Source organism: Neoroseomonas oryzicola, assembly GCF_012163135.1.
GTDB classification, from domain to species: domain Bacteria; phylum Pseudomonadota; class Alphaproteobacteria; order Acetobacterales; family Acetobacteraceae; genus Neoroseomonas; species Neoroseomonas oryzicola.
Window position 1 is genome coordinate 80,008 of sequence record NZ_JAAVUP010000004.1, and the last position, 25,030, is coordinate 105,037.

The following is a 25,030-nucleotide window of genomic DNA, read 5'->3' on the forward strand; positions in this document are numbered from 1 at the left end:
TAAGAGCCTGGAGGTGTTGCCGTGAGCCGTGGCGAACGGAAACGGCTCTAGGCCGGCGCGTAGCGGCGCTGGCGGCTGAGCAGGAAGCCGACCAGCGCGAGTTGCACCAGGTTGGCCGCGATGCCGACCCACCAGGCGGCCGCGTAGTATCCGACGCGGTCGTAGATGGTTCCGGCGAGCCAGGCGCCGGCCCCCATGCCCGAGGCGCTGACGAAGAGCAACGCCGGCACGCGCCAGGCGGCCTCCGCGGCCGGGAAGTACTGCCGCACCGCGAGCACATAGGCCGGGATGATGCCCCCGAAGCCCAGCCCATAGGCCGCGGCGACGAGGAACAGCCCGGCCTCGTCCTGCGTCGCGAGGAAGCCGAGCATCCCCGCCACCTGCGCCACCGACCCCGCCATCACCGTCCTCAGCCCGCCGATCCGGTCCGACAGCCAGCCCCAGAACTGCCGCGACAGGAAGGCCGCGAGCAGCAGCACGGACAGCATCGCCGCCCCGCGCGAGGCCGCGATGCCGAGATCCCCGCAGAAGGCGACCAGATGCGCCGCGGGCATCGCCATCGGGATGCAGCACAGGAAGGAACAGGCCGACAGCAGCGCGAGCGCCGCGTTCGGCCGCATGCCGAGCACGCGCCGTTCCCCGCCCACCAGGCGCAGGGACGGCCCGCCCGTGGCCACCGGCGCGGGCGCGATGACGGTCGCGCCGAGCAGCACGATCACCGCCGCCGCGACCACGCCATAGGTCCGCATCGTCGCCTGCCAGCCGAAGGTGGCGATGGTGCGCTCGAAGACCGACGGCCACAGGAAGCCCGCGATGTATTGCCCCGAGGAGACCAGCGCGAGCGCCGTGCCGCGCCGCCGGTCGAACCACAGCGAGACATAGGCAACCATCGGCGCGAACAGCGCCCCGTTGCCGAACAGCCCGACGCCGAGCCCGATCCCCGCGAGCAGCGACCAGCCCTCGCCGAGCGAGGCAAGCCACATCCCCGCCAGCACCGAAGCCCCACCCATCATCGCGACCAGCCGCTGCCCGACCCGCGCGGCCAGCAGCCCGCAGATCACCCCGCCGACGCCCGATCCGAGATAGGCGAGCGATGTCGCCGTCGCCGGCAGCGACCGTCCGCTGCCGAGCGTCTCGGCGATCGGCACCAGCCCGATCACGACCGAAAGCGGCCCACCCTGCGCGAGGGCGAGCATGGTCACGGCAGCGATGGCGACGACCCAGGACTGGCGCGTCTCGATACTGGCGCCCGGCATGCGTTCCCTTCCCCTTGCGGGGAAGTCTCCGCGAGCCGGTCGCGCCCGTCCAGGGCGGGCGGGATCAGAAGGTGAAGTTCACCGCGAGGAAGGCGCCGCCCATCGACAGCTTGTTCACGAGGTCGCTGCCGCCCTGGTCGAAGGACAGGTCGCGGTAGCCCGCGATCACGCCCGCCCAGCCGGTCCGGTAGCCGACGCCGAAGCCGGCCGGTGCGCGGCAAACCCCTATCCGGATTCGGCAGGATCGCCGGCCGTCGTCAGCCACGCTCGATCGGCAGCGCCTCGTCCTTCGCCCATTCGGTCATGGAGGCGTCGTAGACCGCGAGGTCCCGGTAGCCGAGCTGGTGCAGCAGGAAGGCATCGAGCGTCGCCGCGATGCCGCCGCCGCAATAGAGCAGGATCCGCTTGGAACGGTCGGCGCCGACGGCGGCGAAACGCGCCGCCACCTCCTCCGGCCCGCGGAAGGTCATGGCGGCCGGGTCGACCAGGGCCGCTACCGGCACGTTGACGCTGCCCGGGATGCGGCCCGGCCGGCCGTAGCGCGGGTTCTCCCCACTGTGCAGGTCCGGGGCCAGGGCATTGATGGTGCAGGTCGCGCCATCGCCGATCGCCGCCTTCACCTCCGCCTTGCCGACGAACAGGCCCGGGCGCGGACGTGCGGCCAGCCGCGCGGGTGCGTATCGCGTCTCGCCGGTCTCCGTCGGACGGCCCTCCGCGGCCCATTTGTCGAAGCCACCGTCGAGGATCGCCGCGTCGTCGAAGCCGATCGCCCGCAGCATCCACCACACGCGCGTCGCCCACTGCATGTTCTTGCGCGCATAGAGCACGACGCGCGTGCCGTCCCCGATGCCCTTCGCGGCGACGCGCGCGGCGAGGTCGTCGGCCGCCGGCATGGTGAAGTTGAACGGGCTCGCGCGGTCCGACAACTCGCCCTGCAGGTCGAGGAAGGCGGAGCCCGGGATATGCGCCGCCTCGTAGTCCGGCCGCCCGCTGCCGACGGAATAGGGCCGGCCGGTGCCGGTCTCGTAGAGCAGGTAGGTGGTGCAGTCGAAGACGCGCAGCGCGGGGTCGCCGAGGTGCTGCGCGAGCCATTGGGTCGAGACGATGGCCTCGGGGTGGGCGTAGCGGGCGGGCTCGGTCACGGGTGTTCCTCCTGCGCTTTGCCGAAGCGTGGCGCAGGCCCGGCGGGGGCGTCTACCCCGCCGCCCGGTCGCGCGCCGCCGTCGCCAGCGCGTCCGCGCGTTCGTTCATCGGGTCGCCCGCATGGCCGCGCACCCAGCGCCAGTCCATCTCGTGCGGCTTCGCTGCGGCGAGCAGGCGCTGCCACAGGTCGAGGTTCTTGACCGGTTCCTTCGCCGCGTTGCGCCAGTTGCTGCGCACCCAGCCATGGATCCAGCGGCTGATGCCGTTGCGCACGTACTCGCTGTCGGTGTGCAGCGTGACGCGGCAGGGCTTCTTCAGCGCCTCGAGCGCCATGATCGCCGCGGTCAGTTCCATGCGGTTGTTGGTGGTCTCGCCGTCGCTGCCCGAGAGTTCCTTCTCGTGCTCGCCGAAGCGCAGGATCGCCGCCCAGCCGCCGGGGCCCGGGTTCGGCTTGCAGCCGCCATCGGTCCAGATCTCGACGAGGGGTCGGGTGTCGCTCATGGAAGCGGGGGGAAGGGAACTTCCCCCCGTGCCCCCCAACCTTCTTTGTCAATTGGAGACTGACCACCGCGGCCGGAGCCAGGTGACCAAAGAAGGGAGGGGGTCCGGGGGAGGTTCACCCTCCCCCGGCCTTCACCTTGCCTCGTCACAGCCCGAGCGCCGCCGCGCTGTCCGCCTGCGCGAAGAACCGCAGCTTGCGCAGGTATTCCAGCGGATCCTTCCGCGTCACCAGCGCGCCCGCCGGCGTGTGTGTCCAGTCGTAGAGCCGCGTCAGCAGGAAGCGCAGCGCCGCGCCGCGGCAAAGCACCGGCAACGCCGCGTGCTCGTCCTTCGACATCGGCCGCACCGCGTCGTAGGCCGACAGCATCGCCCGCGCCTTGGTGACGTTGAAGGCGTAGTCCGGCTCGAAGCACCAGGCGTTGAGGCAGACCGCGACGTCGTAGGCGTAGAGGTCCGTGCAGGCGAAGTAGAAGTCGATCAGCCCGGAAACGCGCGGCTTCCCGTCCTCGCCCGGCAGGAAGAAGACGTTGTCGGGAAACAGGTCGGCGTGGATGTGCCCGCGCGGCAGCGCCCCCGGCGCCGGCCAGGCACCGAGGATGCCCGCGAGCGAAGCGTCGAGTTCCGCGACCAGCCCCGCCTGCACCTCGTCGCCGCGCGGGCGGCAGCCCTCGAGCAGCGGCGCCCATCCCGCGGGGCCCAGCGCGTTCGGACGCTCGATCGAAAAGCCCTCGCTCGCGACGTGCATCTCGGCCAGGGCGCGACCGAGAGGCGCGCAATGTTCCGGCCGCACCTTCCGCGGCCAGACGCCGGGCAGGAAGGTCACGATCGCCGCCGGCCGTCCCGCGAGCGTACGCAGCGCCTGCCCGTCCTTGCCATGGACCGGCGTCGGGCAGGCGAGGCCGCGCCCGGCCATGTGGTCCATCAGCCCGAGGAAGTAAGGCAGTTCCTTCGGATCGACGCGCTTCTCATACAGCGTGAGGATGAAATCCCCCGCCTCGGTCTTCAGCGCGTAGTTGGAATTCTCCACCCCCTCCGCGATCCCGCGGAAGGCGAGCAACTCGCCGAGCGGATAGTCGGCGAGGAAGGCGCGCAGCGCCTCGTCGGTGACTTCGGTGTAGACGGCCATCAGGCGACGGCGCGCATCGGCGGCATGCGGAAGGTCACGTCCTCGACCGCGACGACGACATCCTCGGTGACGATGTCGAAGCGCTCGCCGAGACGCGCGAGGACCTCCTGCACCAGCACCTCGGGCGCGGAGGCGCCGGCGGTGACGCCGATCGTCGCGCAGCCGTCCACGATGGCGGGATCGAGCTCCGCGCCGCGCTGGACCATCACCGCGCGCGGCGCCCCGGCGCGTTCGGCGACCTCCCGCAGGCGCACGGAATTCGAGGAATTGGGCGCGCCCACCACGATGACCAGGTCGCTGCGCGCCGCCATCGCCTTCACCGCCGCCTGGCGGTTGGTCGTGGCGTAGCAGATGCTTTCCTTGGACGGCTCGGCGATGCCGGGAAAGCGTTCGCGCAGGATGGCGACGATCTCGGCGGTGTCGTCGACCGACAGCGTCGTCTGCGTGGTGTAGGTCAGCTCGGCCCCCTCGGGCGGCATCACGCTGCGCGCCGACTCGGCGTCCTCGACCAGCGTCATCGCGCCCTCGGGCAGCTGGCCCATGGTGCCGACCACCTCGGGGTGGCCGGCATGGCCGATCAGGAACAGGTGGCGGCCGCGCGCATGGTGGCGCTCCGCCTCGCGATGGACCTTGCTGACCAGCGGGCAGGTGGCGTCGAGGAAGTACATCTCGCGCTGCCGCGCCGCCGCCGGGACGGATTTCGGCACGCCATGGGCGGAAAAGACCACCGGCTGCCCGTCGTCGGGGATCTCGTCCAGTTCATGGACGAAGACCGCGCCCTGGCGCTCGAGCCCCTCGACGACGAAGCGGTTGTGCACGATCTCGTGGCGGACATAGACCGGCGCGCCGTGGCGGCGCAGCGCCTCCTCGACGATCCTGATGGCGCGGTCCACCCCGGCGCAGAAGCCGCGGGGGCCGGCAAGCAGGACATGGAGGCGGGGCTTCTCGGCGGTCATGGTCTCGACATGGTGGTCGGGGGAAGGATCGGGCAGGGTGGCCTGTTCCGGGCGGGCGGCACACTATAGATGGGGCGCCTCTGGTCAAAGGGGGACGGGAAGGGTGCAGGGCATGGTGCGCAGGACGGCGATGGGTCTGGCGGGGGCTTTGGCGCTCGCCGGTTGCGGCAACACGGGGCCGGCGACGCCGCCCGCGCCCTGCCCACGCATCACCATCCTGTCCGACGGGGCGGACCTGACGCGCTTCCAGCCCGGCGCGATCCAGGACCTTGCCACCACGACCTTCGATGCGCGGCTGGTCGGCTTCCAGGCCAGTTGCGACTACGCCCGGCGCCGCGAAGGCGTGAGCGTGACGCTGAGCGCCATCTTCGACGTCGAGCGCGGTCCGGTCTCCCGGTCGCGCCAGGTCAACCTGCCCTGGTTCATCGCGGTCACCGATGCCGGCGACGCCCAGCTGATCGACCGGCAGGACTTCGTCACCCAGGTCAACTTCGAATCGAATGCCGGCCGCCTGCGCGTCCAGAGCAGCCCGGTTCGGCTGAACTTCCCGGCCGATGAGCGGCTGGTCGAGAACCACAACGTCCGGATCTCCTTCCAGCTGACGCCGGACGAACTCGCCCTGAACCGCCGGCGCGGGCCGCGCTGAGGCGCCTTCGGCCGTTGCACCGGCGCGGCCGATCTGTCAGGAAGGCGCACCCCGCAGATCCCGCGCGGGAGAGAGGGGCGAGAGCCCCCGCCGAAGGCGCAACCGGCCCCCGGAAACGCTCAGGCAGAAGGGCCGCGCGGGGAAGGGGCCTCTGGAAAGCCCGGGGCCGCAAGGCTTCGGCACCGACGGAGTAAGGCGAGGCAACACCCCCGCCGAATCTCTCAGGTCCATCGGACAGAGGGGGGCCACGGAGTTGAACCCACACGCCGCGACGCGGCGGGAGGAACCGTGGCCGAGTCGTCGGAATCGCTTCTGGAAACGCCGCTGGCGTCGCTGCACCGCGAACTGGGCGGGCGCATGGTGCCCTTCGCGGGCTACAACATGCCCGTGCAGTACCCCGCCGGCATCCTGACCGAGCACCTGCACACCCGCGCCGCCGCGGCGCTGTTCGACGTCTCCCACATGGGCCAGGCCGAACTGGTGGGCGAGGGCGCGGCCGCGGCGCTGGAACGCGTGACGCCAGCCGACGTGCAGATCCTGAAGCCGGGGCGCCAGAAGTACGGCCTGCTGACGACCGCCGAGGGCGGCATCCTCGACGATTTCATGGTCGCGAACCTCGGCGACCGGCTGTTCCTGGTGGTCAATGCCAGCCGCAAGCATGTCGACCTGCCCTATATTGAAGCCGCACTGCCGGCCGGCGTGACGCTGAAGCCGTTGCCGGACCGCGCGCTGATCGCGCTGCAGGGGCCGCAGGCGGTCGCCGCCATCGCGACCCTCGCGCCCGGCATCGCCGAGCTCGGCTTCATGGGCGTCGGCGCCTTCACCATCGCGGGCGTGCCCGCCCTCGTCTCTCGCTCCGGCTACACCGGCGAGGACGGGGTCGAGGTCTCGGTGCCCGCCGAGCAGGCCGAGGCCTTCGCCCGCGCCCTGCTGGCCCTGCCCGGCGTGCAGCCGGCGGGCCTCGGCGCCCGCGATTCGCTGCGGCTCGAGGCCGGGCTCTGCCTCTATGGCAACGACATCGACGAGACGACGAGCCCGGTCGAGGCCGCGCTGACCTGGACCATCGGCAAGCGCCGCCGCATGGAATGGAACTTCCCCGGCGCCGAGCGCGTGCGCGACGAACTCGCCAACGGCACGAAGCGCCTGCGCGTCGGCATCAAGCCCGAGGGCCGCCAGCCCGCGCGCGGCCACACGCCGATCCATGCGCCAGGCGGTGCGGCGATCGGGGAGATCACCTCGGGCGGCTTCGGCCCCTCGCTCAACGGCCCGATGGCCATGGGCTACGTCGCGCGCGAACACGCCGCGGACGGCACCGCCCTCGACCTCATGGTGCGCGGCAAGGCGATCCCCGCCCGCGTCGCGCCCACCCCCTTCGTCCCCCACCGCTACGTCCGCTGAAGGAGCCGCACCGATGTCCGAGACGAAATTCACCAAGGACCATGAATGGGTGCGCCTGGACGGCGGCGTCGCCACCGTGGGCATCACCGACCACGCGCAGAACGCTCTCGGCGACGTCGTCTTCGTCGACCTGCCGGAAGTCGGCCGCGTCGTCGTCGCCGGCGAGCCGATCGCGGTGGTCGAGAGCGTGAAGGCAGCCTCGGACGTCTATGCCCCGATCGCGGGCAAGATCGTCGAGGTGAACGCCGCCCTGTCCGACAATCCCGGCACGATCAATTCCGCGCCGACCACGGATGGCTGGTTCTTCAAGATCGAGACCTCCGACCCCGGCGCGCTGGACGGGCTGATGGACGAGGCCACCTACGCGGCCTACGTGGACGACCTGGCATGAGCGCGCTCGACACGCTGGCGGCGCTGGAGGCGGGCGACGCCTTCGCGCCGCGCCACATCGGGCCCTCGGAGAGCGAGATCGCCGAGATGCTCCGCGTCGTCGGCGCGTCGAGCCTCGACGACCTCGCCGCCAAGACGGTGCCCGCGGCGATCCTCGGGATGGACCTCGCGGGCCTGCCGGAACCGGCGACGGAACTCGAACTGCTCGCCGAACTCCGCGCCATGGCGCTGCGCAACCGCGCCGACATCAAGTCGCTGATCGGCATGGGCTACCACGGCACGCACACGCCGCTCGTCATCCGGCGCAACGTGCTGGAGAACCCGGGCTGGTACACCGCCTATACGCCCTACCAGGCGGAGATCGCGCAGGGGCGCCTCGAAGCCCTGGTCAACTTCCAGACCATGATCTGCGACCTGACAGGCCTGCCGGTGGCGAATGCCTCGCTGCTCGACGAAGGGACCGCGGCCGCCGAGGCGATGCACCTCGCCCATGCCGCCACGCGCGGCAAGTCGGACCTGCTGATCGCCGCCGATGACCTGCACCCGCAGTCCAAGGCGGTGCTGACGACGCGCGCGGCACCCCTCGGCATCGAGGTGCGCTTCGTGAAGGTCGCCGACATCGTCGCGGCCGTGACGGAAGCGAAGCCCTTCGCGTTGGTGCTGCAGTATCCCGGCACGACCGGCGAAGTGCGCGACCTGACCGCCGAGATCGCCGCGGTGCAGGCCGGCGGTGGCCTTGCCATCGTCGCGGCCGATCCGCTGTCGCTCTGCCTGCTGACGCCGCCCGGCGAGATGGGCGCCGATGTCGTCGTCGGTTCCGCCCAGCGCTTCGGCGTGCCGATGGGCTATGGCGGGCCGCACGCCGCCTACATGGCGGTGAAGGACGCGCACAAGCGTCTGATGCCCGGGCGCCTGGTGGGCGTCTCGGTGGATGCGGCCGGCGCGCCGGCGATGCGCCTCGCGCTGCAGACCCGCGAGCAGCACATCCGCCGCGAGAAGGCGACGTCGAACATCTGCACCGCGCAGGTGCTGCTCGCCGTCATGGCCGGGTTCTACGCCGTGTGGCATGGGCCGCAGGGGCTGAAGCGCATCGCGACGCGGGTGAACCTGCTCGCGCGCCTCGTCGCGGGCGCGGCCAAGGCCGCCGGCTTCGCGCCGAAGCATGACGCCTTCTTCGACACCGTGGCACTCGACGCCGGGGCGAAGGCGCAGTCTCTGATGGATTCGGCGCTGAAGCGCGGCTTCAACCTGGCGCGCATCGACGCGACCACCGTCGGCATCGCGCTCGACGAGACGGTGACGCGCGAGGAGCTCGACGCGCTGGTCCAGGCCATCGCCGACGCGGCGGGCCAGCCCGCCGCGGCTGGCGCCACCGCGGGCGGCATCCCCGCCGCGCTGGAACGCCGCTCCGCCTACTGCACCGCCGGCGTCTTCAACGCGCATCACTCGGAGCACGCGATGCTCCGCTACCTGAAGGCGCTCGAGGACAAGGACGTCGCGCTGAACCGCAGCATGATCCCGCTCGGGTCCTGCACGATGAAGCTCAATGCGACGGCCGAGATGGTGCCGGTCACGCTGCCCGGCTTCAGCGTCATCCATCCCTTCGCGCCGGTCGACCAGGCGAAGGGCTATCGCGAACTGACCGACCGCCTGTCCGACTGGCTCTGCCGCATCACCGGCTTCGCGGCGGTCTCGCTGCAGCCGAATGCCGGCAGCCAGGGCGAATATGCCGGGTTGCTCGCGATCCGCGCCTGGCATCTGAGCCGCGGCGACACCCATCGCGACATCTGCCTGATCCCGGCCTCGGCGCACGGCACCAACCCGGCCTCGGCCGCGATGGCGGGGATGAAGGTGGTCGTGGTCGGCACCGACCGCGACGGCAGCGTCGATCTCGACGACCTCAAGGCGAAGGCGGAACAGCACGCGGCGAACCTCGCCGCGCTGATGATCACCTATCCGTCCACGCATGGCGTCTTCGAGACCGCGATCCGCGAGATCTGCACCCTGATCCATGAGAAGGGTGGCAAGGTCTACATGGACGGCGCCAACATGAATGCGCAGGTGGGGCTGACCTCGCCGGCCTCCATCGGCGCGGACGTCTGCCACCTCAACCTGCACAAGACCTTCTGCATCCCGCATGGCGGCGGCGGTCCCGGCGTGGGGCCGATCGGCGTCACGGCGGAACTCGCGCCCTTCCTGCCGGGCCATCCGGTGGTGGATTGCGGCGGGTCGAAGGACATCGTGGTCAGCGCCGCGCCCTGGGGCTCGGCGTCGATCCTCACGATCTCCTACGCCTATATCCGCATGATGGGCGCGGCGGAGCTGAAGCGCGCGACGCAGGTGGCGATCCTCGCGGCCAACTACGTCGCGAAGCGGCTCGAGGCGCATTTCCCGGTGCTCTATCGCGGCATGAACAACATGGTCGCGCATGAGTGCATCCTCGACTGCCGCGGCTTCCAGCAGGGCGGCGGCGTGATGGTCGAGGACATCGCCAAGCGCCTGCAGGACTACGGCTTCCACGCGCCGACCATGTCCTGGCCGGTCGCCGGCACGCTGATGGTCGAACCGACCGAAAGCGAGCCGAAGGCCGAACTCGACCGGTTCATCGACGCGATGGTCGCCATCCGCGCCGAGATCCGCGCCATCGAGCAGGGCCGCATGGACAAGGCCGACAACCCGCTGAAGAACGCGCCGCACACCGCGGCCGAGATCGCGGCGGAGACCTGGTCGCACCCGTATTCGCGCGAACAGGCGGCCTTCCCGCTGCCCTTCGTCAAGGCGCGCAAGTACTGGCCGCCGGTCAAGCGCGTCGACAACGTCTATGGCGACCGCAACCTGGTCTGTTCCTGCGCGCCGCTCGAGGCCTACGCCCAGGCCCACCAGATCGCGGCCGAATGACGGTCCTGAAGCCCTGGACGGTGACCGCCAGCCGCATCGTGCTGGCGGATCGCTGGATCCGCGTGCGCGCGGATTCCTGCCGCGCCGCGACGGGCGACGTGATCGATCCGTTCTACGTGCTGGAGTATTCGGACTGGGTGCATGTCGTCGCGCTCACCGACGACGACCGCCTGGTGATGAACCGCCAGTACCGCCATGCGGCCGGGGAGGTGCATCTCGAGCTCCCCGGCGGCGTGCTGGATGCGGCGGATGCCGACCCGGTCGCCGGCGGCCGCCGCGAATTCCGCGAGGAGACTGGCTTCGGCGCGCGCGAATTCCGCCACGTCGTGAGCCTGCGCCCGAACCCTGCGACGCACACCAACCGCGTGCACACGGTGCTCGCGCTGGGTGCTGCGGCGGAAGGCGCGCAGTCCTTCGACAATGGCGAGGAGATCGCCGTCGAGCTGATCCCGGTGCCCGAGGTGCTGCGGGTCATTCGCGAGGGCGAAGTGCAGCAATCCACGCATGTCGCCTCGCTGCTGCTGGCGCTCGCCGCTGCCGGCCGCGTGACTTTCTGAAGTTCCGGGTTCCAAGGGCCTTTCGGCCCATGGGTACCCATGACCGATGCTGTGCATCGGCCATGGGATCCCGGGCCGGGGAGCGCGAGGGGACGGCGCCCCCTCGCTGTTGCCCACGGCGCACCGCGCGCGCAGCATCCTTGCCATGACCCGCTTCACCTTCCCCGCCGCCGAGGCCGCCACCATCCCGAACGAACCTGGCCGCCTCTCGGCCCGGATCTTCGCCCATGGCACCTTCGAGGCGCGCTGGTACGCGCCCAAGGGCAGCGACCCGCAGACGCCGCATACGCGCGACGAGGCCTATGTCGTCGTCAGGGGCCGCGGCACCTTTTTCTGCGCCGGCACGCGCGCGCCCTTCGGTCCTGGCGACATGCTCTGGGTGCCCGCGGGTGCCGAGCATCGCTTCGAGGACTTCACGCCGGACTTCGCGACCTGGGTGATCTTCTACGGGCCGGAGGGCGGGGAGGGGTGATCCGCCGCCTCGCCGCGCTGGTGCTGCTCGCCGCGGCGCTGCTCGCGCGCGGCGCCGCGGCGCAGACGCTGTTCGAGGTGCCCGGCACACCGCCGCTCGAGGCCGCGCTGTGGCTGCCCGAGGGCCATGCCCGTGCGCCGCTTGTGATCCTGCTGCACGGCGCGGGCGGCGCCTGGGCGGACCATGCGCCGCTCGGCGCCGCGCTCGCCGCGGCCGGCATCGCGGCCGCCGGCTTCACCCAGGTCGCGGACCGGGCCGCCCCCAACCCGTTCCTGCGCATGGCGACGCGCGCGCGGGCGGGATCGCGGGTGCTCGACGCCGTGCTGGCGCGCACGGGCGATCGGATCGACCCGGCGCGCATCGGCGTCTTCGGCTATTCCGCCGGCGCGACGGCGGCGCTGCTGCTCGTCGGCGGACGGGCCGATCCGGCGCGCTGGACCGCGCTGTGCGAGGCGACGCCGCAGGAACGCTTCTGCGCCACGCCCTTCGGGCGCAGCGCGCTCGCCGCCGCCGACATGCCGCCCATCGCGGCAGCCGATCCGCGCTTCCGCGCGGCGATGCTCGCCGCGCCGGCGCTCGGCTTCCTCTTCGTGCCCGATGGTCTGACGGGTGTTCCGCCAGGAACCGCTCTGCGCCTCTGGCGCGCGGGGAACGATTCCCTGCTCGCCGAGCCCCTTCACGCCGAAGCGATCGCGCCGCGCCTGCCCGGGCATCCGGTGCCGCAGATCGTGCCGGGTGCCGACCATTGGGTGTTCATGCCGCCCTGCAGCGCGGAGCGCCGTGCCGCCGAACCCTGGCTGTGCTCCGACCCGCCGGGCTTCGACCGGGCCGCCTTCCACGCCGTCTTCAACGCCGATGCCATCGCATTCTTTGCGGCCGCGTTAGGACATTGAGCGCCCGTTGCGCGCCGCCCACGCGCCACGCATGCTGCCCGCCTGCCAGGCATGCGCCGGCGTGGGAGGAAGTACAGGAATGGATCGTCGCCGCTTCATCGCGAGCGGGGCCGCCGGCGCCGCCGCCGCGACCGTCGCCGCACCGCAGGTCGTGAACGCCCAGGGCGCCCCGCGCGTGCGCTGGCGCTGCCCCGGCAGCTTCCCGAAGTCGCTCGACACGCTCTACGGCACGCAGGAACACATCTGCCGCCGGGTCAGCGAGATCACCGAAGGCGCCTTCCAGATCCAGCCCTTCGCCGCTGGCGAACTGGTCCCCGCGCTGCAGGTGCTCGACGCCGCGGGCTCGGGCTCGGTCGAGATCGGCTGGTCCGCGCCGTACTACTACACCGGCAAGGACCCCTCGCTTGCCTTCGGGTCCTGCGTTCCCTTCGGCCTCAATGCCCGCCAGCAATGGTCCTGGTGGCATGACGGCGGCGGCAAGGACCTCATGGCCCCGGTCTTCGCCGATCAGGGCGTGCGCTGCATCCTCGGTGGCAATACCGGCGCTCAGATGGGCGGCTGGTTCCGCAAGGAGATCCGCAGCATCGAGGACCTCCGCGGCCTGAAGTTCCGCATCGCGGGCTATGCCGGTGAGGTCTTCAACCGCCTCGGCGCCGTGGCGCAGCAGCTCGGCGGCTCGGACATCTATCCCGCGCTCGAGCGCGGCGTGATCGACGGCGCCGAATGGGTCGGCCCCTATGACGACGAGAAGCTCGGCTTCCAGCGCGTCGCCCAGTACTACTACTTCCCCGGCTGGTGGGAGCCCGGCCCGTCGATCACCATGATGGTGAACTTGCGCGCCTGGGAAGCGCTGCCGGCGCAGTTCAAGGCGGCGCTCGAGACGGCGTGCGGCGAGGGCTATTCCTACATGACCGGCCGCTACGACGCGCTCAACCCGCCGGCGCTGCGGCGGCTGATCGCGGGAGGCACGCAGCTCAAGGCGTTCCCGCGCGACGTGATCTCCGCCTGCTTCCGCGTGACGCAGGAACTCTACGCGGAGCTCGGCAACCGCAATGCGCGGTTCAAGGAGATCCACGCCCAGTGGGACCGCTACCGCCAGGAACAGCAGACCTGGTTCCGCGTGGTGGAGGACAGCTTCGCCAACTCCATGGCGCAGGTGCAGGCGCAGGCGCGCTGAGCATCGACTTCGCCTGGAACGGCCCGCCGCCCGGCAGCGCGGCGGCGGGCAAGGCGCGGCTCCTGCTGGCGGACAGCCTGGGCTGCATGATGGCGGGCCTGGGCCATCCCCGTGTGCGCGACTTCGGTGCCGCACTCGCCGCGACCATGCCCGGCACGATCCGCCTGCCGGGCGTGGATGCGCCCCTGTCCGCCGCGGGGGCCTCGGCCATCCTCGCGGCGGCGATGTGCTGGGACGAGGCGAATGAGGGGCTCGCCCGCGCGCATGGCCGCCCGGGGCTGTCGGTGGCACCGCTCTGTATCGCGGCACTTGCCGAAGGGCGTGTGACCCTGGGCGAGGCGCTCGCGGCCTTCGCGTTCGGCTACGAAGTGGGTGGCCGGGCCGGCGAGGCCTGGCGCATCCGGCCCGGGATGCATGTCGACGGGTCGTGGCATTCGCTCGGCGCCGCGGCGGCGGCGGTGCGGCTCGCCGGCGGGGATGCCGCCGCGGCGGGGCGCGCCGTGCGCCTCGCGGGCTGCCAGGTGCCATTCGCGATGTACGCGCCGATCGCCGCCGGGATGGACGGGCGCAATTCCTACCCGGCCCATGCCGCGCTGCTCGGGACGTTGGTGGCCGCCGCCGCGATGGCCGACATGGATGCGCCGGAGGTCGGCGTCGCCGAGGCCCGCCGCGTCGCGCTCGGCCTGGAGGCGCCCGCCGAGGTCGCGCCGCCCGGCCAGTGGCTGCTCGAGGAAGCCTACCTCAAGCCCTTCGCCGGCGTGCGCCACGCGCATTACGCGGCGGCCGCGACGCTGGACCTCGGCGCACCGCCGCCGGACGACATCGCCGCGATCACCCTGTCCACCTATGCCGAGGCACTGCGCTACGCCGCCAATCGTGCCCCGCGCAGCGCCATCGCGGCGCAGTTCAGCCTGTCCTGGGCGGTGGCTGCGGCGCTGGTGCAGGGCGACCTCGGCCCCGCGGCCTACACCGATGCCGCGCTGTCCGAGCCCGCGCTGCGCCGGATCGAGGCGCTGGTGACGCTCGAGGAAGACGCCGCGCTGACCGCCGCCGGCCGGCGCGGCGCGACGCTCGCCGTGACGCTGCGCGACGGCACGCGGCGTGCCGCCCGCGCCGAGCGCGTCGCCGGCGATCCCGACCTGCCGATGGACGCCGCGGCCGTGCGCGCCAAGGTCTTCCGCTTCGCCACGCCGATGCTCGGGGCAGGGGGCGCCCGGTCGGCGCTGGCCATGCTGCTCGACGGGGAGGCCACGCAGCGCCCCGGGGGGATGCTCCTCGCGCCCAACGCGGCCTAGACTTCGTCCGATCCAGCCGGAGTGCCGCCCATGGTCCGTCCCACCCGCCGCGCCCTCGTGCTCGCGGCCGGCGCCGCGCTTGCCGCGCCGGCGCGCGCCCAGGCCTTCCCCTCGCGCCCGATCCGCATCCTGGTGCCCTTCGCCGCGGGCGGCACCACCGACATCCTGGCGCGCGCGATCGGGGAAAGGCTCTCGGTCGCCCTCGGCCAGCCGGTGGTGATCGACAACCGCGGCGGCGCCGGCGGCACGGTGGCGGGCGAGGCCTTCGCACGCTCCGATCCCGACGGGCATACGCTGCTGGTCGCGACCGCCTCGCTCATCTGCATCAACAAGGCGCTCTATGCGCGGCTGCCCTTCGATCCCGACACGGATTTCCTGCCGGTCGCGATGCTCGCGCAGCAGCCCAACGTGCTGGTGGTGAACCCGCGCGTGCTGCCGATGCCCACACTCGCGGAACTGGTGGCCTACATCCGCGCGCATCCGGGCCAGGTGAACTACGGCTCGGCCGGCACGGGATCCCAACTGCACCTGACCGGGGAGATGTTCCGCGCCGCCGTCGGCGTCGACATGACGCACGTCCCCTATCGCGGCAGCGCGCCGGCGATGACGGACCTGGTCGCGGGCAATGTGCCGATGATGTTCGACGGGCTCGGCACCGCGCTGCCGCAGGTGCGCGGCGGTGCGATCCGCGCGCTCGGCGTCGCCTCGACGACCGAGACCGCCGCGCTGCCCGGCGTCCCGCCGATTGCCACGGTGCTGCCCGGCTTCCTGTCGGTGAACTGGACGGGCCTGTTCGCCCTGCGCGGCACGCCCGAACCCGTCCTGGCGCGCATCGACGGCGAGACCCGCCGCGCCCTCGCGGGCCCCGAGCTCACGACGCTGTTCCGCGAACGCGCCTTCGACCCGATGCCGATCCCGCGCGGCGAACTGCCGGCCTTCGTGGCGGCGGAAAGCGCGCGGTGGCGGGAAGCGGTCAGGGCATCGGGCGCGCGCGCCGACTGAAACAAAAGCGGGGAGGGCGCTGCCCTCCCCGGAACCCCACCCGCCAAAGGCCGAAAGGCCTTTGGAAACCAGTATTGGGTTCCGAGGGCCTTTCGGCCCTCGGCAGGGGTGCTCGAGGGGGCGGCGCCCCCTCGATATCGCTTACTGCCCGAACCGCACGTGGCGCAGCTGGAAGTAGTTGTCGGCGGTCTGCACCACCGTCCAGCCGCTGCGCACCGCCCAGACGATCTGCTGCTGGTGCAGCGGGATGAAGGCGACGTCGTCGCGCAGGATCCGGCTCGCCTCGGAGATCATGCGCTGGCGCTGCGCCGGATCTGTCTCGACCGCCATGCGGTCCAGCAGCGTGTCGAACTGCGGGTTGGAATAGCCCGCACTGTTGAACACGCCGCGCGCGCCGTCGCGCGTCGCCGCCAGGTTGTAGAAGGCGTTGTGCGCATCCGAGGTCGAGGGCGTCCAGCCGAGCAGGTAGAAGGACGTGTTGAACCGCGGCGCGTTGATCTCGGCGAAGTAGCGCGCGCGGGTCTGCGCGTTCAGCGTCACGCGGATGCCGACGCGGGCGAGCATCGCGGTGATCGCGGTGCAGATCGCCTCGTCGTTCACGTAGCGGTCGTTCGGGCAATCCATGGTGACGCCGAAGCCGTTCGGATACCCGGCCTCCGTCAGCAGGCGGCGCCCTTCGTTGATGTTCACCGCGGGGCGCTGGTCATCGGCCTCGAGGAAGCCGTTCACGCCCGGCCCGTACATCAGATTCGACGGCCGCGACTGGCCGCGCATCACCGTGCGCTGGATGGCGTTGACGTCGATCGCCAGCAGCATCGCGCGGCGCACGCGCACGTCCTGGAACGGGTTCTTCCCCTGCACGTCGGACTTCAGCAGCTGCGGCCGCATCTGGTCCATGCCGAGGAAGATCGTGCGCAGCTCCGGCCCCTGCATGATGGACACGCCCTGCGAACGGCGGATGCGCTCCACGTCCTGCGGCGGCACGGTGTAGACGAAGTCGAGCTCGCCCGAGAGCAGCGCGGCCACGCGCGTCGCGTCGTTCGAGATGACGTTGAACTCGACGCGCGTGAGGTTGTGGCGCGGCGTGTCCCACCAGCCCGGGTTCGGCACCAGCACGGTGCGGCGGTCGGGTTCGCGCGCGGACAGCAGGAACGGCCCCGTGCCCATCGCGTTGCGGGTGGCGAAGTTCTCCTCGCGCGAGGTCAGGTCGGCCGGGCGGGTGGCGTTGTGCTGCTCCGACCAGGCGCGGCTCATGATGCCCCAGTTGGTGATCTCCTGGAGCAGGATCGGATTCGGCACCGTGGTCTCGAAGTCGACCGTGAAGTCGTCGACGCGCCTGACCTCCTTCACCGAGGCGAGCACGCCCTGGATGTTCGACCCCTGCGCCCGCGCGCGCTGCGCGCTGAACACCACGTCGTCGGCGGTGAAGGGCGTGCCGTCCGAGAACTTCACGCCGCGGCGCAGATGGAAGCGCCACACGGTCGGCGAGACGACTTCCCAACGCTCGGCGAGCGCAGGCTCGACGCGCATCTGCGCGTCGCGGCGGACCAGCGGCTCGTAGATGTTGGCGTTGAACGACAGCAGGAAGGTCTCCTGCCGCGTGTAGGGATCCATCGAGTTGGTGTCGCCGTCATTGGCCCAACGGAAGGTGTTGGCCTGTGCGGCGAAGGCCGTTCCCGCGACGAGCGCGGCGGCGAGGGTGAATCGTAATGTCATGACTGCTGCCCCCAGCATCGAAGTGTGCGCCATGCTTGCTCTATCGCGGGCCGGAGGGAAAGCCCGCGCCCGCGCAGTCCGGGCATGAAAAAAGGGTGCCTGCCTTGCGGCGGGCACCCTTTGCTGCGGCGCAGCAGCAGCGATCAGGCGGCGCGCAGCGCCTTGGGCAGGTCCGCGAGGCTCTGGTCCACCAGCGCGGCATCCGCGGCGGCGTCGTGCGTCGCCCGGATGACGGTGCGCGCGGCGATGCCGGCGATGTCGGCGGCGGCGTTGCGGACCTCGGCGACGGCGGACGCCTCGGCGGCGGCGATGCGGTCCATCGCCATGCGCTCGCGGCGCTTGGCGGCGGCCTCGGCCTCGGCGGCCGCGGCGGACGCGAGGCGCACGGCCTCCTCACGGGCGCGGGCCAGCAGTTCCTCGGCTTCCTTCGCCGCGGCGGCACGCTCGGCCTCGGCGTCGGCGAGCATCTGCTCGGCCTGGGCGCGAAGCTCGGCGGCTTCCGACAGCTGGCGGCGGATGCCCTCGGCCTTGCCGTCGAGCGCGCCGGCCAGCGCGCCCCACACCTTCTTGCCCAGCAGCAGGAAGAAGATGACGAAGGAGACGGCGACCCAGAACTTCGGGTCGAGCCAGAAGTGCTCGTAGTGGTGCATCAGGCCCTCCCCTGCGCGGTCAGCGCGGCGCCGACGGCGGTGTCGATCGCGGCGCGGTCGGCGCGGCCGACGAGCTTGGCGACCAGCGCCTCGGCGGTGTCGGTGGCGACGCCGCGGATGGCACCCATCGCGGAGGCGCGGGCCGCCTCGATGCGGGCCTCGGCTTCGGCGATCTGGGCGTTGAGCCGGGCGTTCAGCGCGGCGGCCTTCGCGTCGCTGTCGGCCTGGGCGGCCTGGACGGCGGAGGCGACGGCGGCGCGGGCCTCGCCGCGGGCGGCTTCGGTGGCGGCGCGGTGCGCGGCCATGGCGCCGTCAGCCTCGGCCTTCGCGGCCTGCGCGGCCTCGAGGTCCGCGGCGATGCGCGCGTGGCGGTTCTCGATCACGGCGCCGACGCGCGGCAGCGCGATCTTGGCCATGAGGAAATAGAGCGCCGCGAAGATGAGCAGCAGCCACACCACCTGGCCGATCAGGAGCCGGCCCTGCTCGGGGTGGCCGAAGGCGAGCTGCGGCATGCCCTCGACGGGCACCGCCGAGGAACTCGCGGCCATGGCAATGGTGGGCAGGGTAGCGGCCAGGGCCGCCAGCAACGTCACTCGGCGCATCGCCGTCTCTCCTCGCCTCGATGCCCGGGCCAAAGGCCGCCCGGGCAGGCCCGTGGCCCCGCCAAGGCCCGGATGGGCCGGCGGGGCCGGGGTGATCAGGCGAACAGGATGAGGAAGGCGATCAGCAGCGCGAAGAGCGCCACGGCTTCCGTCAGCGCGAAGCCGAGAATGCCGATCGGGAAGACCGCATCGCGGGCCGCCGGGTTGCGCGCCACGCTGTTGATCAGCGAGGAGAAGATGTTGCCGATGCCCAGACCAACGCCGAAGAGGGCGATGACGGCGATACCGGCCCCGAGGGCCTTCGCGGCGGCGACTTCCATGATGCTCGTCCTTCCTAAATCACATGGAGGTTCTGTACGTACGCAGGTGACAACCGCACCCCGTTCACATGGCGGGTCAGTGCAGGTGGACCGCGTCGTGCAGGTAGATGCTGGTCAGGATCGCGAAGACATAGGCCTGCAGGAAGGCCACCAGGAATTCGAAACCGACCAGGACAACGTTCACCGCGAGCGGCATGGCGGCCACGAAGGGGCCGACGGCGCCAAGGCCGCCCAGCAGCACGACGAAGGTGGCGAACACCTTCAGCATGACGTGGCCGGCGACCATGTTCGCGAAAAGACGGACCGAGAGGGACACCACGCGGGAGAAGTAGGAGATGATCTCGACCGGGATGATGATCGGCGCCAGCCATTTCGGCGCGCCCTCGGGGAAGAAGTAGGTGAAGAAGTGCATGCCGTGGATGGCGAGCGCCACGCCCGTCACCACCACGAACACCACGATCGCCAGCGTCAGCGTCACCATGATGTGGGAGGTGAAGGTGAAGGCGTAGGGCAGCATGCCAAGCAGGTTGCCCAGCAGCACGAACATGAAGATCGAGAAGACGAAGGGGAAATACTTCTTGCCCTCGTCGCCGACCTGGTCGCGCACCATGCCGGCGATGAAGCCGTAGGATGCCTCGCCCAGCGCCTGCAGGCGGCCGGGGACGAGTTCGCCGCGGTCGGCGGTCACCTTCATCAGGAAGTAGGCGATCGCGACCGCGATCACCATGAACAGGTTCGACTGGCTGAAGGACACGGCATTGCCGAAGATGCCGAGCACCGGCGAGAGCTCGAACTGGCTGAGCGCGTCGATCGTCTTGCCTTCGGCTGCCACCGGCCTGTCTCCCGTTCGTCCGTCAGTTTGCGCGGGGTGTCTTCCGGGGATTGAACAGCCGATAGACGTTCAGGACCCCGGACGCGCTGCCCAGGACGAAGAACACCAGGAAGAGCCAAGGCCAGGTCCCGAGCCAACGGTCCAGCGCGTAGCCGAGACCGATGCCGACGACCAGGGCCGAGACGACCTCGACCCCCGCGCGCAGTCCGATGCCCCAGGGGCCCGGCGGCAGGCTTCCGCGCCCTTCGGGACGCTTGTCCAGGCCCTGTCGGGTCCTGGCCTGCCGCAACCGATCCTCGAAATCGCTGCGCTCGTTCACCTTAGCTCCCTGGCGGAACCCCGCCGGAAGGCAGGCGGCCTTTAGGGTTTGGCCATTTGGCTGTCAAGCGCATGCGGCGCCGCAACACGGCCGCAGCGCGGCTTTTTTCCTCAGGCTGCGACGGGACCTTCGGCCATCTGCACCGCCTGGCCCAGATCGACCGACAGCAGCCGCGACACGCCCCGTTCCTGCATCGTCACGCCATAGAGCCGATGCATCCGCGCCATGGTCAGCGGATGGTGGGTCACCACCAGGAAGCGCGTCCCGCTCTCCGCCGCCATGGCGTCGAGCAGGTCGCAGAGACGTTCCACGTTCGCATCGTCGAGCGGCGCATCCACCTCGTCCAGCACGCAGACCGGCGCCGGCTGGCAGCGGAACACCGCGAAGATGAGGGAGAGCGCCGTCAGCGCCTGCTCCCCGCCCGAGAGCAGGGACAGCGTCGCGAGCTTCTTCCCCGGCGGTTCGGCATAGATCTCGAGCCCCGCCTCGAGCGGATCGTCGGACCCGACCAGCGCCAGATGCGCCCGCCCGCCGCCGAACAGGCGGGAGAACAGGTTGCGGAACTCGGCATCCACCCGGTCGAACACCTCGCGCAGCCGCTCGCGGCCCTCGCGGTTCAGGTGGCCGATCGACCCGCGCAGCTTGGCGATGGCCGCCGTCACCTCGTCGCGGTCGGTGGTGATCTGGCCGATGCGCTCCTCGATCTCGGTGACCTCGATCTCGGCGCGCAGGTTGACCGGGCCCATCTCCTCGCGCTCGCGGGCCAGGCGCTCGACCTTGCGCCGCGCCTTCTCCTCGGCGGCGTCGGACAGTTCCTCGGGCGGCGGCGGCAGCTCGGCATCCTCGCCGAGTCGCTCGGCGATGCGGGCCGCGACGGCTTCCTCGGCGGTCGAGGCGGCCTCGGCGGCGGCCTCGGCACGGACCTGGCCCTCGCGCGCGGTGGCGAAGGCGGCATCGGCCTTGCGGCGGGCCTCGCCGCTGTCGCGCAGCCGCGTCTCGGCGGCCGACAGGGCGGCGGCCGCGGCGGCATGGGCCGCTTCCGATTCGGCCAGCAGCGACGCCGCACTGCGCCGGCGCGCCGCGGCATCCTCGGGGGCTTCCGCGAGTGCCTCGCGCTCCGTCCCGGCCTCGGCGCTGCGGCGGCGCAACTCGATGACCCGCGCCTCGGCATCCTCCCCGCGGGAGGTCCAGAGCGCGGCTTCCTCGCCCACCGAGGTCAGCCGCGCGGCGACGCGTCCGGCCTCGGCGGCCAGCGCGGCAATGTCGCTGCGCGCCGTCACCTCTGCCGCGCGGGCGGCGGTCAGCGCGTCGCGCGCCCCGGCCACGGCGGCGCGCAGGGCGTCGAGGTCCGGCAGCGCCGCCTCGGTCGCCACCGCCTCGGCCAGCGCGGCCTCGGCCTCGGCGCAATCGGCGGCAAGGCGGGCGAGCTGCGGCTCCAGCGCCGCGAGCCGGCTCTCCGCCTCGGCCGCACGGGCAGCGAGCGTCGATTCGTGCTGCCGCGCGCCGCGGGCAGTGGCCTCGGCATTACGCCGGGCTTCGCGGGCGGCGTGTTCGGCGGCCTGGGCGCGCGTCTCGGCGGCGCCGGCCTCCTCGGCCGCGCGGCGCAGCGTCGGCAGGTCGGGCAGGGCGGCGATGGCGGCCCAGGCGGCTTCCTTGGCGGCCTCCGCCTCGGCCCGGTCGGCGGCGAGGCGGGCCAGCTGCGGCTCGATCGCCGCGAGCCGGCTTTCGGCGCGCGCATGCCGCGCGGCAAGCGCCGATTCGGCCTGCCGCGCCTCGTTCAGCGCCGCATCGGCGCGGGCGCGGGCGTCGCGGGCGCGGGCCTCGGCGGCGCGGGCCTCCTCCTCGCGGGCGGCGGCGGCGGCACGAGCGGCCTCGGTGGTCGCCGCCTCGGCCTCGGCGCGGTCCAGCTTCGCCTCGGCGGCGCGCAGGGCGTTGCGTTGGGCGAGGCGCACCGCGCCCGGGGTCGGCGCCCCGGCGCGTGCGGTGTGCCCGTCCCAGCGCCACAGCGCGCCATCCTCCGTCACCAGCGACTGGCCGGGCTTCAGCGCGGCCTGCAGCGCGGCGCCGTCGGCACCCTTGGGCAGCAGGCCGATCTGCGACAGCGCCCGGGTCAGCATCGCCGGCGCTTCCACCAGCCGCGACAGCGGCACCGCGCCGTCGGGCAGCGGGGCCGCGGCATCGAGCGGAGGCAGGGCGCGCCAGAAGCGCGGGCCGGACTCCTCGGCGGGGCTTTCCAGCGTTTCGCCCAGCGCCGCGCCCAGCGCGGCTTCCAGGCCCGCCGGCACGCCCACCTGGTCGAGGATCGGCGCCGCCGCCCCCGGCTCGCGGGCGGTCAGGACCTCGCGCAGGGCCGCGACCTCGGCGGCGGCGCGGGCGCGCTCGCCGCCGGCGGCGGTGGCCGCACGGCCCGCCTCGGCATGGGCGGCGGCGGCCCAGGCGCGCATCGCCTCCGCCTCCTCCAGCGCCTTGCGCGCCTGCTCCACGGCTTCGTCCGCGGCGGTCAGCGCGGCGGTCGCGGCCTCGCGCTCGGCGGCGGGGATGATCTCGGCGGCCGCGGCGTCGCGGTCCTTCGCCATGGAAGCGTGCTGGGCTGCGATGCGGTTCAGCCGGTCCTCGGCCCCGGCCTTCTCGGCGGCGGCACGCTGCGCGACGGAGGCGGCCTCGGCGGCGGCGCGGCGGGCCTCGGCATGGGCATTGGCGGCCTCGGCGCGCGCGGCCTCGGCCTGTTCCAGCGCGACGCGCGCGGCTTCGAGCGCGGCATCGGCGGCGGCGACCTCGGCGGCGGCCTCCGCGCGCGCCTCTGCGGGGACGCGGGCGCGGGCGGCGGCGTCGCGCTCGGCGGCGAGGCGGGCGTGGCCCTCCTGCGCGCGCTTCAGCCGGGCCTCGGCGGCGGTGCGGGCCTCGGCGGCGGACTGGACGCGGGCGGCGGCCTCGGCGGCTTCGACGGTCGCGGCCTCGGCGGCGCGCTCGGCGGCCTGGGCGGCTTCGGCGGCGGCGATCAGCGCGGCCTCGGCGGAGTCCCGCCGGGCGGGGAGGGACCCCTCCACCGCGGTCAGCGCCTCGGCCTCCTGGCTCAGCCGCTCGCGCGCGGCCTCGGCATCGCGCAGCACGCCCTCGGCATGGGCGAGGTCCCGCTTCAATTGCGTGAGACGCGCCTCGGCGGCCTCCAGCGCCTCGCGCGCCCGGCGTTCCTCGGCTTCGAGGCCCTCGGTCTCGACGCGGCGGCGTTCCAGCGCGGTGCGTGTCGCGGCCTCGGCGGCGCGGGGGGCGGGGATGGCCTGCTCGGCCTCGAAGGCGGCGATGGCGGCGCGCTCGGCCTCGGCCTCGGCGGCGCGGACGGCGGATTTCGCGTCGGCCAGCTGCTGCGCCGCGTGCCGGCCGGCGGCATCGGCCCGCGCGGCCAGGATGGCGAGCCACTCGCCCTCCGCCTGGCGCACGAGGCCCGAAAGATTCCGATAGCGATTGGCCTGCCGCGCCTGGCGCTGCAGCCCCTGACGCTGGCTGTCCAGCTGCCCGAGCAGGTCCTCGGCGCGCGACAGGTTCGTCTCCGCCTGGCGCAGCTTCAGTTCCGCCTCATGCCGGCGGGCGCGCAGTCCGGCGATGCCGGCCGCTTCCTCGAGCACCTGGCGCCGGTCCTCGGGCTTGGCCTGGATCAGGGTCGACACGCGCCCCTGGCTGACCATGGCCGAGGCCCGAGCGCCTGACCCGATGTCGGCGAACATGGTCTGGACGTCGCGCGCCCGGACCTCCTTGCCGTTGACCCGGAAGGCGGAGCCCTCGCCGCGGGTGATGCGGCGGATGATCTCGAGTTCGGGCTGGTCCTGGTTCGGCGGCGGGGCGAGCCCTTCCGCTTCCTCGAGGCTCAGCGTCACCTCGGCGACATTGCGCCCCGGGCGGGTCGCGGTGCCGGCGAAGATGACGTCGTCCATCTCCCCGCCGCGCATGGCCTTGGCGGAGGTCTCGCCCATCGCCCAGCGCAGCGCTTCCACCACGTTGGACTTGCCGCAGCCATTCGGGCCGACGACGCCGGTCAGGCCCGGCAGGACCTCGACCGTGGTCGCCTCGGCGAAGGATTTGAAGCCCGCGATGCGGATCCGCGCGAGCGTCGCGCGCACCGAGGCCGCCTTCTGGGCCTCGGTGCGCGGTGCGGAATCCTCTTCCTCCGGCCCGGGGGGCGCCGGCGGCAGGGACCCGTTGTCCATCATCAGGCCTGGGCCTCGCGGGCGAAGCGGTCGTAGCCGATGGCGCCCGAGACCACGCGGGTGCCGAAGACGAAGGTCGGCGTCGCCTGGATGTTGAACTGGCGCTCCCCTTCCTGCCGCTGGGCGAGGATGGCGCGGGCCAGGTCGTCGTCGCCCCAGGCGGCGTCGAAGGCGGCCTGGGACATGCCGGCCATGGCGGCGATCTTGGCGATCTCGGCCTTGTGGTCGACGCCGCGGGCGAAGGCCCAGCGATCCTGGTTGGTCAGCAGGGCCGAGATGAAGGGCTCATAGGCCGCCGGCGGGAAGGAGCGTGCGACGGCCGCGGCGCGCAGCGCGATCTGGTCGAGCGGGAAGTCGCGCCACACCATCCGCACCTTGCCGGTCTCCACCAGCTCCGCCTTCACGCGCGGCCAGGTTTCCTTGTGGAAGGCGCCGCAATGGCTGCAGGTGAGGGAGAAGAACTCGGTCACCACCATCGGGGCCGAGGCGCTGCCCATGGAGCGTTCGGACAGCCGCGGGTCGGCGGGCGCCTGCGCCAGGGCCGGCAGGGCGGCGAGGGTGCCGCCGGCGGCGAGCAGGGTGCGGCGAAGAAGCATGGGCATCCGGTCTCCTTTGGGGCCGCCCGGCCGGGCGGCGACCCGTCGCATATGGGCCGCCTGGCGCCGTTCCGGGACTCGGG

At 72.5% G+C, this 25,030-nt stretch carries 24 protein-coding genes and 2 riboswitches; of the genes, 10 read left to right on the forward strand and 14 right to left on the reverse strand.

Translation table 11 applies throughout. The annotated features are described in order from the left end of the window. Nucleotides 1–47: 47 nt before the first annotated feature. The 6 genes from GWK15_RS15210 to ispH form a co-directional block, all read right to left on the reverse strand. On the reverse strand, nt 48–1,256 hold the full coding sequence (locus GWK15_RS15210) for an MFS transporter (protein WP_168042207.1): 1,209 nt from the start codon (nt 1,254–1,256) through the stop codon (nt 48–50). A 64-nt stretch (nt 1,257–1,320) separates the two neighbouring features. Then, the gene (locus GWK15_RS15215) at nt 1,321–1,521 is read right to left on the reverse strand and encodes a hypothetical protein (protein WP_168042208.1); all 201 of its coding nucleotides are present in this window, start codon (nt 1,519–1,521) and stop codon (nt 1,321–1,323) included. Beyond that, nucleotides 1,514–2,398, reverse strand: a complete 885-nt coding sequence (locus GWK15_RS26590) for a rhodanese-like domain-containing protein (protein WP_168042209.1) — start codon at nt 2,396–2,398, stop codon at nt 1,514–1,516. The genes GWK15_RS15215 and GWK15_RS26590 overlap by 8 nt, the downstream gene beginning before the upstream one ends. Before the next feature lie 52 nt (nt 2,399–2,450). Beyond that, nucleotides 2,451–2,900, reverse strand: coding sequence for a ribonuclease HI (rnhA, locus tag GWK15_RS15225; RefSeq protein WP_168042210.1), 450 nt, complete (start codon nt 2,898–2,900; stop codon nt 2,451–2,453). A 145-nt stretch (nt 2,901–3,045) separates the two neighbouring features. Continuing rightward, nucleotides 3,046–4,026: a homoserine kinase gene (locus GWK15_RS15230; RefSeq protein WP_168042211.1), complete on the reverse strand. Its 981-nt coding sequence runs from the start codon at nt 4,024–4,026 to the stop codon at nt 3,046–3,048. Beyond that, complete coding sequence (gene ispH, locus GWK15_RS15235) at nt 4,026–4,982, reverse strand: 4-hydroxy-3-methylbut-2-enyl diphosphate reductase (protein ID WP_168042212.1); 957 nt, start codon at nt 4,980–4,982, stop codon at nt 4,026–4,028. Before ispH ends, GWK15_RS15230 begins: the two co-directional genes overlap by 1 nt. A 112-nt stretch (nt 4,983–5,094) precedes the next feature. On the opposite strand from ispH, the gene GWK15_RS15240 reads away from it, so the two are divergent. From GWK15_RS15240 to GWK15_RS15285, 10 genes are all read left to right on the forward strand, one after another. After that, nucleotides 5,095–5,628: a hypothetical protein gene (locus GWK15_RS15240; RefSeq protein WP_168042213.1), complete on the forward strand. Its 534-nt coding sequence runs from the start codon at nt 5,095–5,097 to the stop codon at nt 5,626–5,628. A 55-nt stretch (nt 5,629–5,683) separates the two neighbouring features. Continuing rightward, nucleotides 5,684–5,773, forward strand: a riboswitch (glycine riboswitch). A gap of 3 nt (nt 5,774–5,776) precedes the next feature. Further along, a riboswitch (glycine riboswitch) is annotated at nt 5,777–5,869 on the forward strand. Between the two features lie 47 nt (nt 5,870–5,916). Next, complete coding sequence (gcvT, locus tag GWK15_RS15245; protein WP_168042214.1) at nt 5,917–7,026, forward strand: glycine cleavage system aminomethyltransferase GcvT; 1,110 nt, start codon at nt 5,917–5,919, stop codon at nt 7,024–7,026. Between the two features lie 13 nt (nt 7,027–7,039). Continuing rightward, the gene (gene gcvH, locus GWK15_RS15250) at nt 7,040–7,417 is read left to right on the forward strand and encodes a glycine cleavage system protein GcvH (protein ID WP_168042215.1); all 378 of its coding nucleotides are present in this window, start codon (nt 7,040–7,042) and stop codon (nt 7,415–7,417) included. Then, the gene (gene gcvP / locus GWK15_RS15255) at nt 7,414–10,314 is read left to right on the forward strand and encodes an aminomethyl-transferring glycine dehydrogenase (protein ID WP_168042216.1); all 2,901 of its coding nucleotides are present in this window, start codon (nt 7,414–7,416) and stop codon (nt 10,312–10,314) included. The genes gcvH and gcvP overlap by 4 nt, the downstream gene beginning before the upstream one ends. Continuing rightward, nucleotides 10,311–10,871: an NUDIX hydrolase gene (locus GWK15_RS15260; RefSeq protein WP_168042217.1), complete on the forward strand. Its 561-nt coding sequence runs from the start codon at nt 10,311–10,313 to the stop codon at nt 10,869–10,871. The genes gcvP and GWK15_RS15260 overlap by 4 nt, the downstream gene beginning before the upstream one ends. Before the next feature lie 145 nt (nt 10,872–11,016). Then, nucleotides 11,017–11,343 (forward strand): cupin domain-containing protein, encoded by a 327-nt coding sequence (locus GWK15_RS15265; RefSeq protein ID WP_168042218.1) that lies wholly within the window; start codon nt 11,017–11,019, stop codon nt 11,341–11,343. Continuing rightward, the gene (locus tag GWK15_RS15270) at nt 11,340–12,236 is read left to right on the forward strand and encodes an alpha/beta hydrolase family protein (RefSeq protein WP_168042219.1); all 897 of its coding nucleotides are present in this window, start codon (nt 11,340–11,342) and stop codon (nt 12,234–12,236) included. Before GWK15_RS15265 ends, GWK15_RS15270 begins: the two co-directional genes overlap by 4 nt. Before the next feature lie 79 nt (nt 12,237–12,315). Then, nucleotides 12,316–13,413: a TRAP transporter substrate-binding protein gene (locus tag GWK15_RS15275; RefSeq protein WP_168042220.1), complete on the forward strand. Its 1,098-nt coding sequence runs from the start codon at nt 12,316–12,318 to the stop codon at nt 13,411–13,413. Continuing rightward, nucleotides 13,317–14,708, forward strand: coding sequence for an MmgE/PrpD family protein (locus GWK15_RS15280; protein WP_168042221.1), 1,392 nt, complete (start codon nt 13,317–13,319; stop codon nt 14,706–14,708). The genes GWK15_RS15275 and GWK15_RS15280 overlap by 97 nt, the downstream gene beginning before the upstream one ends. A 30-nt stretch (nt 14,709–14,738) precedes the next feature. Further along, the gene (locus tag GWK15_RS15285; protein ID WP_168042222.1) at nt 14,739–15,710 is read left to right on the forward strand and encodes a Bug family tripartite tricarboxylate transporter substrate binding protein; all 972 of its coding nucleotides are present in this window, start codon (nt 14,739–14,741) and stop codon (nt 15,708–15,710) included. Nucleotides 15,711–15,851: 141 nt separating this feature from the next. On the opposite strand, the gene GWK15_RS15290 is transcribed toward GWK15_RS15285, so the two are convergent. From GWK15_RS15290 to GWK15_RS15325, 8 genes are all read right to left on the reverse strand, one after another. Then, nucleotides 15,852–17,459: an ABC transporter substrate-binding protein gene (locus GWK15_RS15290; protein WP_245211687.1), complete on the reverse strand. Its 1,608-nt coding sequence runs from the start codon at nt 17,457–17,459 to the stop codon at nt 15,852–15,854. Between the two features lie 110 nt (nt 17,460–17,569). Then, nucleotides 17,570–18,076: a F0F1 ATP synthase subunit B family protein gene (locus GWK15_RS15295; protein WP_168042223.1), complete on the reverse strand. Its 507-nt coding sequence runs from the start codon at nt 18,074–18,076 to the stop codon at nt 17,570–17,572. After that, nucleotides 18,076–18,678: a F0F1 ATP synthase subunit B family protein gene (locus GWK15_RS15300; RefSeq protein ID WP_168042224.1), complete on the reverse strand. Its 603-nt coding sequence runs from the start codon at nt 18,676–18,678 to the stop codon at nt 18,076–18,078. Before GWK15_RS15300 ends, GWK15_RS15295 begins: the two co-directional genes overlap by 1 nt. A 95-nt stretch (nt 18,679–18,773) precedes the next feature. Next, complete coding sequence (locus GWK15_RS15305) at nt 18,774–18,998, reverse strand: ATP synthase subunit C family protein (protein WP_027284881.1); 225 nt, start codon at nt 18,996–18,998, stop codon at nt 18,774–18,776. Nucleotides 18,999–19,074: 76 nt separating this feature from the next. Beyond that, the gene (locus tag GWK15_RS15310) at nt 19,075–19,830 is read right to left on the reverse strand and encodes a F0F1 ATP synthase subunit A (RefSeq protein WP_168042225.1); all 756 of its coding nucleotides are present in this window, start codon (nt 19,828–19,830) and stop codon (nt 19,075–19,077) included. A gap of 22 nt (nt 19,831–19,852) precedes the next feature. Then, nucleotides 19,853–20,149 carry an AtpZ/AtpI family protein gene (locus GWK15_RS15315; protein WP_168042226.1) on the reverse strand — a complete coding sequence of 99 codons (297 nt, stop codon included), beginning with the start codon at nt 20,147–20,149 and terminating at the stop codon, nt 19,853–19,855. A 110-nt stretch (nt 20,150–20,259) separates the two neighbouring features. After that, entirely contained in the window at nt 20,260–24,354 is a 4,095-nt protein-coding gene (locus GWK15_RS15320) for a chromosome segregation SMC family protein (RefSeq protein ID WP_245211688.1), read from the reverse strand. Further along, a complete protein-coding gene (locus tag GWK15_RS15325) occupies nt 24,354–24,953 on the reverse strand; it encodes a DsbA family protein (protein WP_168042227.1) in 600 nt (199 codons plus the stop codon). Before GWK15_RS15325 ends, GWK15_RS15320 begins: the two co-directional genes overlap by 1 nt. Nucleotides 24,954–25,030: the final 77 nt, after the last annotated feature.

What these genes read in the sequence shown, in the direction of transcription:
- gcvP (WP_168042216.1), top strand. Translation starts at nt 7,414, where the DNA reads ATGAGCGCGCTCGACACGCTGGCGGCGCTGGAGGCGGGCGACGCCTTC.
- GWK15_RS15325 (WP_168042227.1), bottom strand. Translation starts at nt 24,953, where the DNA reads ATGCCCATGCTTCTTCGCCGCACCCTGCTCGCCGCCGGCGGCACCCTC.
- ispH (WP_168042212.1), bottom strand. Translation starts at nt 4,982, where the DNA reads ATGACCGCCGAGAAGCCCCGCCTCCATGTCCTGCTTGCCGGCCCCCGC.
- GWK15_RS15290 (WP_245211687.1), bottom strand. Translation starts at nt 17,459, where the DNA reads ATGGCGCACACTTCGATGCTGGGGGCAGCAGTCATGACATTACGATTC.
- GWK15_RS15240 (WP_168042213.1), top strand. Translation starts at nt 5,095, where the DNA reads ATGGTGCGCAGGACGGCGATGGGTCTGGCGGGGGCTTTGGCGCTCGCC.
- GWK15_RS15300 (WP_168042224.1), bottom strand. Translation starts at nt 18,678, where the DNA reads ATGCGCCGAGTGACGTTGCTGGCGGCCCTGGCCGCTACCCTGCCCACC.
- GWK15_RS15305 (WP_027284881.1), bottom strand. Translation starts at nt 18,998, where the DNA reads ATGGAAGTCGCCGCCGCGAAGGCCCTCGGGGCCGGTATCGCCGTCATC.
- gcvH (WP_168042215.1), top strand. Translation starts at nt 7,040, where the DNA reads ATGTCCGAGACGAAATTCACCAAGGACCATGAATGGGTGCGCCTGGAC.
- rnhA (WP_168042210.1), bottom strand. Translation starts at nt 2,900, where the DNA reads ATGAGCGACACCCGACCCCTCGTCGAGATCTGGACCGATGGCGGCTGC.
- GWK15_RS15260 (WP_168042217.1), top strand. Translation starts at nt 10,311, where the DNA reads ATGACGGTCCTGAAGCCCTGGACGGTGACCGCCAGCCGCATCGTGCTG.
- GWK15_RS15285 (WP_168042222.1), top strand. Translation starts at nt 14,739, where the DNA reads ATGGTCCGTCCCACCCGCCGCGCCCTCGTGCTCGCGGCCGGCGCCGCG.
- GWK15_RS15265 (WP_168042218.1), top strand. Translation starts at nt 11,017, where the DNA reads ATGACCCGCTTCACCTTCCCCGCCGCCGAGGCCGCCACCATCCCGAAC.
- GWK15_RS15320 (WP_245211688.1), bottom strand. Translation starts at nt 24,354, where the DNA reads ATGATGGACAACGGGTCCCTGCCGCCGGCGCCCCCCGGGCCGGAGGAA.
- GWK15_RS15295 (WP_168042223.1), bottom strand. Translation starts at nt 18,076, where the DNA reads ATGCACCACTACGAGCACTTCTGGCTCGACCCGAAGTTCTGGGTCGCC.
- GWK15_RS15275 (WP_168042220.1), top strand. Translation starts at nt 12,316, where the DNA reads ATGGATCGTCGCCGCTTCATCGCGAGCGGGGCCGCCGGCGCCGCCGCC.
- GWK15_RS15210 (WP_168042207.1), bottom strand. Translation starts at nt 1,256, where the DNA reads ATGCCGGGCGCCAGTATCGAGACGCGCCAGTCCTGGGTCGTCGCCATC.
- GWK15_RS15230 (WP_168042211.1), bottom strand. Translation starts at nt 4,026, where the DNA reads ATGGCCGTCTACACCGAAGTCACCGACGAGGCGCTGCGCGCCTTCCTC.